This window comes from Enterococcus sp. VV15 (genome assembly GCF_005236045.1).
GTDB lineage: Bacteria > Bacillota > Bacilli > Lactobacillales > Enterococcaceae > Enterococcus_B > Enterococcus_B durans.
This window is the reverse complement of record NZ_QPTY01000053.1, coordinates 1-10,636: the sequence shown is the minus strand read 5'-3', so window position 1 is coordinate 10,636 and position 10,636 is coordinate 1. Positions and strand designations below refer to the sequence as shown.

Sequence of the window (10,636 nt, the reverse complement as noted above, 5' to 3'; positions counted from 1 at the left end):
TTGTGGTTAAAAACATTGTACCGTAAAAGGGCTGTTACATGGCCTTTTATCTTTTACACAATTATATGGACTTTATCTCAGGTCGCCATCTCAAAAAATTTTTTTCTTATTTCTTAACATAAATAGAAGCTGCTGTTTCTTCTAATAATGTACCTAATTCTTTACTCTTTCGTTTTCCTTCTTCTAACAGCCAAATACTCGCTCCTTTTTCGCCTTCTGTAACAAAAGGTGCTACTCCCTTCGCCCATGTTGCACGCCCGCATAAGACACCGTTGAATGTTGAACCTGATTGTTTTGCAAAACGCAATGTCTCTTTAAATAGTGTAGCACTGACTCCCGCACTAAAAAAAATAAACGGTAGTTCTGTCACTTTCGATTGTTCATAGAAATACGTGTATGCTTCTGCTTGACTATAACAAGCCACTTGCCCATAGCCTTCCACAAATTTCATGTTCACTGGAACTTCGACTTTCAATACATCCACTTGATAACGTTCTTTTGAAAATTCTCGCATGCCTTCAATAACTTTATGTGGTTTTACTTTTGCATAATCAAAAGAAGATGTATCAACAATAGTTGTATCATAAGAAAGAATCTCTAAAAAGAAAGGTATGCCTTCTGCTTCGCATTCTGAACCTATCCGTTCTATAAATATTTGTTTTTGCACATTAATCTCAATTGTTTCATCAACGTCATAGTACAATAAAAATTTACAAGCATCCGCACCAGCTTCTTTTAATCTTTTCACTGACCAACTATTCAATAAATCTGGTAATCTTCCCGGTATTTTTGTATCATAGCCGGTTTTTTCATAAGCTAGTAGCAAGCCACATTCTTTCTCTCGAAGCTCTGCTGCAGGTAGTCCATATTCTGGATCGAGTAAGATAGCGGAAGCATGCGGAGTCAGGCACTGAGAAACCAGCTGTTTAAATTTGATTATGTCTTCTGATGTCACTTCTTTATATTGGTCGATCATTTTCTTCAAAGCACCACGCTGGTCGATTGCTAACGCGTTAATAATACCAGTTTTATCCGTCAATCGCTTTAAACGTTCCTGTTTTTCTATACTCATTTTTTTCATATATTTCCACCTATTTCTTTAATTAATATTGTGGCTATTTCTGTTTTTGACTTTGCTACTCTCAACTGTTCTGTAATCTCTTTTCGCATCAATGATCGTGCAATGAGAGACAATAATTTCAAATGAGTTGTTCCTGCTTCTGAATTTGGAATAAATAAGGCAAAAATAAAATCAACTGACTGTTTATCTAAACTGTTCCATTCGATTCCTTTGTCCAGTGTGATGATGATCAAACTAGGTTCGTTGATTGCTTGAGACTTCGCATGAGGAATAGCAAAACCTGACATTATACCTGTAGTACCTTCTTTTTCTCTTTCTAGAAGTTTTTGATATACTTCTTTTTTGTCATGAGCAATTCCTAAGCAGAATGTTTGCTTTGCTAAAAACATAAATACTTCTTCTTGACTATCCAAAGGCTGTTGTAAAAAAATGTTCTCTTTATGAATGATTGTCATGATAAGTTTCCTGCATTCCCTTCTTCGATAACTGTATGATTTGATACTTCGTTATCCATCTTCTTTTCTTTATCAGTTACTCTTTTCTTTTGGATCAACCCTAGTATCACTCCACCAACGACTGAACCAATAACAATCGCTGTAACCCATTGGATTTTCCCCGTCACTACAGGTAATACTAAAAAACCGCCATGTGGGGCTGGTACTTGGACACCAAACAAATAAGTCAAGACAGCAGCAATTGATGAACCTAACATCATCGTGGGTAACACTCGAATTGGGTCTTTCGCAGCAAACGGAATAGCTCCTTCCGTAATATGAGTTGATCCTAAAATAAAATTAACCAAACCTGCATTACGATCATTGGTATCAAAATAATTGCCAAACAATAAAGTCGCAAAACCAGTAATCAACGGTGGTGCAATGCAAGCTGCTGACACACCAGCTATAAAAGTTGTGTTTCCTTGTGCCAAAAGAGCTGTTCCTGTTACATACGCCGCCTTGTTAACCGGTCCTCCCATATCAAAGGCGCACATACAGCCAACAATCACGCCAAGAACAAGTGGATTCGAATGTTCAAATCCAGCTAAAAAACTCATCATTCCTTCATTTATAGCCTTCATTGGTCCCGCTAGCAAAGACATCACGATGCCAATAAATGCTACACCAATAACTGGATATAAAAAGATTGCCTTCAAGCCATCTAGTTGTTTTGGTAGAACTGTCAGTAGCTTTTGCAAAAACAAGACAAAATAACCTGCTAAGAATCCAGCTAAAATTCCTCCTAAAAATCCAGTACCACCATTCATAGCTACGATTCCGTCAACAAACCCAACTACTAATCCTGGCCGTTTCGCGATTCCTTCTGCAACATAAGCTGCTAAAACTGGAACCATCATTCCCATTTCTGCATCGCCAACTGCTTTTACCATCGCCGCTGTAGCATTGTACTGTGTATGATCTGGATCAAAAGAATAGATTCCCCAAACGGCAAATGAAATAGCAATCAATACTCCGCCAGCGACTACAAAAGGCAACATATGAGAGACACCATTCATTAAATTTTTATAGATACTACGACCAAAATTAGCACCACTCATCACTTCTGGTTCTAAAATATCAACAGCTTCATTATCTGCGAAGACAGCACCTTTACCTGTTAATGCCTCGTCAATCAACCGTTGTGCATCCTTGATACCCGTACTGACAGATACATCAATGACTCGTTTTCCCGCAAATCTTTCTGAATGGACATCTTTGTCTGCAGCAATAATGACAGCATCTGCCTGTTTGATTTCTTCAGCCGTTAATTCATTCTCGATTCCAATTTGTCCATGAGTCTCCACTTTGATCGTAATACCTTTTTTTCTAGCTGCTTGCTCTAATGCCTCTTGCGCCATGTAAGTATGCGCAATTCCTGTCGGACAACCGGTTGCTGCAATTAGTTGATATTTTTCCATGTTTCCAACCTCTCTTCCTTGATTTTGATTTGTTTACTTAATTCTTCCACATCCAAAAAATCAGTCAGTCCTCTACGAAAAGCGGTAGAGCTGCCCGCTGCTATGCTTTTACGTAACGTTTCATCAAGCGGTCGTCGATTCATGTATCCTGCTAAAAAAGTGCCCAACATGGTATCACCTGCACATGCTGTATTGACGACTTTTCCTTTTGGCGAATTCCCCCGAATCACCCTGTCTTTCGTAAAGAGAATTGCTCCTTTCTCACCAAGGGATAACAAAATATTTTCTGCACCTGACTCTACTAGTCGTTGTCCATAAGTAAAATAATCTTCATCTGTAATCATTTTTCGTCCGAACCAAGAAGAAAGTTCTTCCTCATTTGGTTTCAGCAAAAACGGTCGATAGGGTAAACAATCCATGACTTCTTGATCACTACTGTCAATAATCAAATGAATCCCCTTTTCCTGACAAATCCGACTGATTTCTATTAAAACCTTTGGAGACAGCCCTCTTGGTAAACTCCCAGAAACACAAAGATAATCCTCTGCTTGTAATGCTCTTATTTGATTTAAAAAATTATGGACAGCTGTCTGCGGTATTTCAGGTCCTTGATTCACTAATTTGTATTCTTCTCCCGTTTGATTGACTTGTGTAAATACATTGATACGAGTCATACCAGGCACTTCAATAAAATCTGTTTGGATTTGTTTCTTCTGTAAATAGTCTTCTATATACTTTCCTGTGAAACCAGCAGAAAAACCTAATGCCGTACTTAGGAAATCTAGCATCTTTAATACTAGTGACACATTCACCCCTTTTCCGTTTGCCTGAATGTCATCCTCTTTTGTGCGGTTTACCATAAAAGGATGCATCTCATCTGTTTCAATAAATAGATCAATTGCCAGATTCATCGTGCATGTGTAGATAGACATAACCAATAACCTCCTTGACTCTATTATGAAATACGCGAAAGAGAAAATGTTTTCTTAATCGTCCCAGCCGAAAGAAAACCTTTACATTTATAAACTCGTCGTGCTATTTTTTAACTAACTTTTGGTGAAAGAAGGAAAGAATATGGATCACAAATTAAGCGAAACAGAACAGTACCTCTGGAACTTTATCGAACACCACATCCTAGAGATCCCTAACTACTCCATCGTGAAACTAAGTGAACAAGCAAATGTCTCAACAGCCACCATTGTGCGGACAATGAAAAAGAAAGGTTATGAAGGGTTTACTTCGTTTAAGCATCATCTAAAAGAAAGAGAAAACAAGAACATCAATTTTTCATTTTTAGATAAAGTAGATAAAGGTATCCGCCGAGCCATTCTAAAAAATGAACAAGAAGTGATACGTACGATCAATATGTTGGAAATCGGAAACATTGAGGATGCGATACAAAGAATCAAATTTGCTGACCGGGTTTTTGTCTTTGCACGAGGATTTTCAGAAATGATTAGCCAAGAAATGCTGGTAAAACTTCAACTAACAGGAAAAAATTGTCAAATGCATACTGATCCTGAAATCATCAAAAGCATCAGTCGGAAACTAACTAAGAAAGACAGCGTCATTTTTGTTTCTTTGAACGGTGAGACAAAAGAACTTGTCACCGCCGCAAAGAATTGCTACGATGCAGAGATTGGTTCGATTCTAGTTACAGCCAATCATTCCTCTACACTCAAAGATTATTGCGAGATAAATCTCGTAGGTTTCAAATCAGAAGGTTCTTATTTCCCTGATTATGAAGTACGGTCACGCTTGCCTCTCCAGATCATCGCGAGAATTCTGCTTGACGCCTATGTATTGCGTATGGGGGAGAATTGAGGATAGTTGATTTACAATTGATAACAATTGCTAGAAAAACTGTAAAAAAATGCTTTACGTATCTCGCTACTATAATTTATTAGTTACATTTCCCATTTTAGATAAAAGCTATCGTGTACTTTAGCATGGCTAAAAATACTACAAAATAAATAAACAAAAAGAGGTAATAAAGAATAGTTCTATGATATTGCTACTCAAAACAAATTCAAACAATTAATCAAAGTGAAATAACAAAACATCTGAGACAGAATGAGATTCATTCTGATCCAGAATTATTTTGTACAACTCGTCAGTCCTTATTGACAAAAAGCCTAATTTTCTGACAGTTTTATGATTAACTGTATATCATTTCATTTTTAGCACTACAGGACTCTATGTTAACCGTAATAGCCTCTTGACTCTTTTACCATCGCTGTAATTTCTTGCTTAATTTTGCTATATTTATCTGGTTTCTTTATTTTTTTACCCATTAATAATAAGTCGACTTCGCTAATGGTAAAATCGAAAGTAATAAATTCAATTTGAATTCTTTTCTTGAGCTGAATGTTTGCTTTAATCTTAATTTCTTCTTGCTCAAATATGGTACTCGAATCAAGTTCTATAACTTTTTTAATATGCGTTCTCTGACCTTAAACGAATAACTTCTTCTTCAAGAGTCTCATTCTTAAGTCTTTTAGGCGTGTTTGGCTTAGAAATTATACTAGTGTTTCGCCTCTTTTTTGACTCTCAAGTGAAGAAAGACCACCTTCTTCATATTGTTCTATCCATTTATTTACAGTTGCATTCGAACCGATATTAAATTTTTTTGGCAGTTTCTTGGATAGAAAGGCCGTTTATTTCCATATTTCCTATGACATCGATTTTAAATTTTGTAGTGTAGCTCTTGCTCCCAACCATGATAGTTATAAAGCCTTGCCCAATGTCTAACTAATGTATCTTTTATTTGATATTTATATTCAAGATATTTGTAGCCGTCTTCGTTATTTAAATAATCTGAAACTACTTTTTTCTTAAAATAAATGTATTTTCCCTAAAAAAGTATTCCTTTTAATTAGATTTCTAATATAACTTTTGGAATCACATCAGAAGATTAGCAATATCTGCCTAAATTACGTTAAAACTTTAAACATAGTTTTTACCAAATTAGTGAAAAACTAAAACAAGACTGCTACGTTGTCCCTGTAAAATTGTGGATGTTTCACATAAAAAATTAACTAGCAATTCGTGTTTACTCTATATATTGACTAGACACAACTTTTATTTTTCGCTCTTTTATGCTGAAACCTAAAATTACAAAAAAGAAAGCAGAGATAACAAAGATACTCGTAATAGTTTGAATTATCCTTAAATTACTTAAATGAAAATTTAATAAAATATAGCAATAAACCATTACCGAATGTGCGTTAAAGCCACATTTTTTCATATAGAGATAAGCGACTTTGTATATTACCCCTAGAAGAAACATTCCTATTATTACACCTGGAATCCAAAAGTTCATGTACATAGTACCAATTGTTTCTGGAGGCCACGCTGATGGGAACAATTCTTTAAATGGCATTGATGGTTTGATATTACTAGGTCCTTCTGCAATTGTCCTTATATAGACCCCTTCGTCAATAGGCGGCTTGTTAGGCATAATAGAACTAGGTATTGGAGCATATAGTAAATCTTTAAAACTGCTTCCTAGCCATATGTTATTAACATCAAAATGATTAGTTATAAATAAGTAGGTATCAATATAACTTATCTCTTTTGTAGATTTTCCAATGTTATCCTTCACTTCGGTCGCTAAATATTTAGGATTATTTAGAAGTGTTTCTATTCCGTCAGGACTTCTTAAAATAGGAATCCCAACAATATAAATCACTAGAATAGGAATTAATAACCATATCTTTTTAGGTATTTTTTTAAACCTTTTTACTCCATAATGCCAAGAAATCAAACTAAATGTAATTAACTGAAGTGTTTGCTTTCTTCCTCCCAAAGATGTTAAGAGGAAACTTACAAATAAAATTAATAACAATAAAAATAAATATTTAATAAATGATCTCTTATATTTGAAAGTATATATATAGCAAACAACAGAAAGCGTTAATGAAGTTGTTGTTAATGACAAAAGATAGCCATTTCCAGCCGTCATTTGAGTTCTAATACTAAGATTTGATGTTAAAACACTAAATCCACCCACCCCTCTCAAAAAAGTTAAATATCCTAACATACCAATGAAAAAAGATAGCAAAGTACCTACAGCATATCTTTTTTTGTTTTCTGATTTAGGAAGTCTGGGTAAGTTTGATAATTTTTTTATCATAAGCACTTTCATACCAAAATATAAAGAAAATGCGCCAATCAACAAAATTATAATAAAATACATTATTGCTTTAGAAATATTTTCTATGCCAATTTCTCGCAATACTTGTGGATGAATGATATAGACATTGTTTGCAATAGAAAATAGATAAGGCACAGTCGTGATAATTAGAAAAAAAAATGAAATTGTTATCGGACTAAACAAATCTTTTCCTGTTTTTCTGCACTTTATTAACGGAATTATTAATATTAACAATAGTAAAAATGTTATAAAAAATAGCATAAAGTATAATAACCTCCTTAATAAAACTCTAATTTATCAATTTACTTATAAAAACTATTTTTTCCTTAATAAATCAAAAAATGGATTTGCCTTAAATAAAGTAGTAATCATTAAATAAATAGGCAAAGCAATAACAAACTGTATAACATTAGTCAAAATACTACTTGATAGATTTCTTGTTAAATAACGTGTTACTATACACATAAGCATACCGCCTAGCAAAAAGATTCCAATTTTACGATATTCGAATTTAAAATCTGTACTTTTTAGAAAAGATCTGGTTCTTACAAAAGTTACAAAACATTCTGCTAAAATATTCGAAAAAACTACACCAAAAAAACCAATAGTTGGTAACAATATTAAATTGGCTATGATATTGATGATGGCACCAACAATTACTGATTTGTTATATTCCTTGACGTGCCCTATCGGCATTAAATATTGTCTGGAAATTGACATACCTAACGGAATAATTACTATTAGAGTTGAAAAATAAGGAATAACATTATTGATGTATATAAATTTTTCTCCAAAAAACCACGGCACTAATTTGTCATAAACAGTTAGCATACCAAACATAATAGGTATTGAAAAATATAATTGTAAATGTATAGTTTTCTCCATTATTCGAACAATTCTAGTCACATTTTCTTTTGCAAAAAAGCCAGTCATATGAGGTAATAACACTAAGTCTAACGTAGTAATAATGGTTATAAAAACGGTATTCAATTGCAATGAGTTAGTAAAATATCCCACCGCCATGCTGCCCATAGTAAATCCTAAAAGCGTTTTATTCAAATTTGTATACAACATAATAGCTATTTGCGGTATAAAATATTCAAATGAACCCTTTAGGTGATTAAAGCCATTTCTTATACTTACTTTTACAAAATGAATATATTTAGGAATAAACAGCCAAACACTTATTTGCGAACATACTAAACCTAATGCTTGAATAAGTGTATATTTTAATGCATCTCCTTCATTTTTTATGAAGAAAACAATTAAAACAAACGTAACAATTTGTACCAATAAATTAGAAATACTAGTGTTTTTAAAATCTTCAATCCCCATAAAAAACCACGAAACATCAAAAAATACGGCTATAATCGTAAAGGATTGTATCAATAAATAAATTTTATTTTCTAAGAAGAAAGTTAAAGCAAAATAAAACATAAGAACAAAAATAGTTGTCATTGCTTTAAACATCAGTATTTCCCAAAATACTTTTGATAATTCTTCTTTATTTCTGTTAAGTGTTAAAGTAATTTCTCTATTCCCATAAATAGCAACGCCTAATCCTGCAACTAAAACAAAATATTGAGCAATTGAAAAAGTATAATTATAAATACCAATTCCACTTGGACCTAACGCATTCGATACTATTGGAATAGTAACTATAGGGATAATGATTTTAGTAATTTGAAACAAACTCTGATAAAAAAAATTTCTAGCTATATTTTTCATGGTTTAATCCCGTCTAAAAATATCTCTCGTATAAACTTTTTCTTTCACTTCAGCTAAAGTCGGCTCCATACGATTTGACACAATCACATCTGATATATTCTTGAATTCTTCAAAGTCTTTAACGACTTTAGAATGAAAGAAATCTTCCGCATCTAATGTTGGTTCATAAACAACTATTTCGATTCCTTTTGCTTTGATTCGTTTCATAACATCTTGAATTGATGAATAACGGAAATTATCTGAATTAGCTTTCATCGTTAAACGGTAGATTCCTACAGTTTTAGGTTTTTTTGCTAAAATTTGTTCTGCAATAAAATCTTTTCTTGTCGTATTTGCGTCTACAATTGCACTGATGATATTGCTTGGAATATTTTCATAGTTTGCTCTTAGCTGCTTTGTATCTTTAGGTAAACAATATCCTCCGTAACCAAATGAGGGATTATTGTAGTGAGAGCCAATTCGAGGATCTAATCCTACACCCTCAATGATTTGTTTTGTGTTCAATCCTCGAGATTCGGCATAAGTATCTAACTCATTAAAATATGCTACGCGTAAAGCAAGATAAGTGTTTGAAAACAATTTGATTGCTTCAGCTTCAGTAGGATGTGTCAAAAGAACTGGCACATCTTTATCTAAAGCGTTCCGTTCAAACATATCCGCTATTTCTTGCCCTCTATCAGAACACTCTCCTACAACAATTCGAGAAGGATGCAAGTTATCATACAATGCCTTTCCTTCTCTTAAAAACTCTGGGGAGAAAATAATATTCTCTGTTTTAAATTTAGCTTTTAATTCTAATGTATACCCCACAGGAATAGTTGATTTAATAATAAAGGTTGCATCTGGTCGAATGATCAGTGCTTTTTCAATAACATCTTCAACAGTGGAAGTATTAAAGTAATTTTTCTTTTCGTCGTAATCTGTCGGTGTAGCAATGATAAAGTAATCACCAAAAAGTGCAGCTTCCTCGAAGTCTTTAGTAAATTCCACATTTAAATTATCCCGTTCGAGAAACTCGTGAACTTCTTTATCCTCTAAAGGTGATTGTCTGTTTATTAGCATATCGATCTTTTCCTCAACGATATCATATGCTTTAACATTTTCGTGCTGGCTAAGTAATAAAGCGTTGGCTAAGCCAACGTAGCCGAGACCAAAAACTGAGATATTCATAATTAAGTACACACTCCCTAATTGCCTTTAGAACTCATCTTATCTACACATAATGTAAACCAGAAAAAGAAGCTTGAAATATTAACAATATTTTGCATTCCGCTTTCAAATAAATGGTAGACTAAGTAAGCACATATTGCAGCTGTTTTGTATTTATCAAGTTTTGTAGATACTCTTTTGTTAACAGAAAAATTTAAAAGAGTTAGACACCAACAAATTAAATCAATTAAACCATAATTTCCGAACACTTCCACATAAGCGTTAGTTATAACTTGATATTGTTTGTGTGATTGTAAATAATCACCAATGAGAAAAGCAAAGGATCTTTATATTTTAATATTTCCCGCCAGATACTTAAACAATAACTAGATAATTGATCAATATAAGAAATTACACCTGTATTTCTTTCTAATAAATAATTCGAAAATAAAACCAGTAGGATTATTAAAAATGTAAATATGAATATAAAATTACGCTGTTTTTTCTCAATATAAAAAATAGTTAAATAGGATAAAGTCCATATAATTGTGTAAAAGATAAAAGGCCATGTAACAGCCCTTTTACGGTACAATGTTTTTAACCACAA

At 33.2% G+C, this 10,636-nt stretch carries 8 protein-coding genes and 1 pseudogene; 1 reads left to right on the top strand and 8 read right to left on the bottom strand.

What is annotated here, in order from left to right:
• Positions 1-106: 106 nt before the first annotated feature.
• The 4 genes from DVW83_RS13605 to pfkB are packed head-to-tail and all read right to left on the bottom strand — an operon-like array spanning position 107 to position 3,928.
• The gene (locus tag DVW83_RS13605) at positions 107-1,081 is read right to left on the bottom strand and encodes a tagatose 1,6-diphosphate aldolase (protein WP_137239543.1); all 975 of its coding nucleotides are present in this window, start codon (positions 1,079-1,081) and stop codon (positions 107-109) included.
• On the bottom strand, positions 1,078-1,536 hold the full coding sequence (locus tag DVW83_RS13600; RefSeq protein ID WP_104660144.1) for a fructose PTS transporter subunit IIA: 459 nt from the start codon (positions 1,534-1,536) through the stop codon (positions 1,078-1,080). The genes DVW83_RS13605 and DVW83_RS13600 overlap by 4 nt, the downstream gene beginning before the upstream one ends.
• On the bottom strand, positions 1,533-2,996 hold the full coding sequence (locus DVW83_RS13595) for a PTS fructose transporter subunit IIC (RefSeq protein ID WP_137239541.1): 1,464 nt from the start codon (positions 2,994-2,996) through the stop codon (positions 1,533-1,535). The genes DVW83_RS13600 and DVW83_RS13595 overlap by 4 nt, the downstream gene beginning before the upstream one ends.
• A complete protein-coding gene (gene pfkB, locus DVW83_RS13590; RefSeq protein ID WP_104660142.1) occupies positions 2,978-3,928 on the bottom strand; it encodes a 1-phosphofructokinase in 951 nt (316 codons plus the stop codon). Before pfkB ends, DVW83_RS13595 begins: the two co-directional genes overlap by 19 nt.
• A gap of 142 nt (positions 3,929-4,070) precedes the next feature.
• Between pfkB and DVW83_RS13585 the strand changes: the two genes are divergently transcribed.
• On the top strand, positions 4,071-4,820 hold the full coding sequence (locus DVW83_RS13585; protein ID WP_104660141.1) for a MurR/RpiR family transcriptional regulator: 750 nt from the start codon (positions 4,071-4,073) through the stop codon (positions 4,818-4,820).
• 348 nt (positions 4,821-5,168) lie between these two features.
• Here the strand turns inward: DVW83_RS13585 and DVW83_RS13580 are convergent.
• From DVW83_RS13580 to DVW83_RS13565, 4 genes and pseudogenes are all read right to left on the bottom strand, one after another.
• Positions 5,169-5,841: pseudogene (locus DVW83_RS13580) on the bottom strand (transposase); the annotation flags it as partial.
• A 207-nt stretch (positions 5,842-6,048) separates the two neighbouring features.
• Complete coding sequence (locus DVW83_RS13575; protein WP_104660140.1) at positions 6,049-7,413, bottom strand: O-antigen polymerase; 1,365 nt, start codon at positions 7,411-7,413, stop codon at positions 6,049-6,051.
• A 54-nt stretch (positions 7,414-7,467) separates the two neighbouring features.
• Positions 7,468-8,880, bottom strand: a complete 1,413-nt coding sequence (locus tag DVW83_RS13570) for an oligosaccharide flippase family protein (RefSeq protein ID WP_137239538.1) — start codon at positions 8,878-8,880, stop codon at positions 7,468-7,470.
• 3 nt (positions 8,881-8,883) lie between these two features.
• Positions 8,884-10,050 carry a nucleotide sugar dehydrogenase gene (locus DVW83_RS13565; RefSeq protein WP_104660138.1) on the bottom strand — a complete coding sequence of 389 codons (1,167 nt, stop codon included), beginning with the start codon at positions 10,048-10,050 and terminating at the stop codon, positions 8,884-8,886.
• Positions 10,051-10,636: the final 586 nt, after the last annotated feature.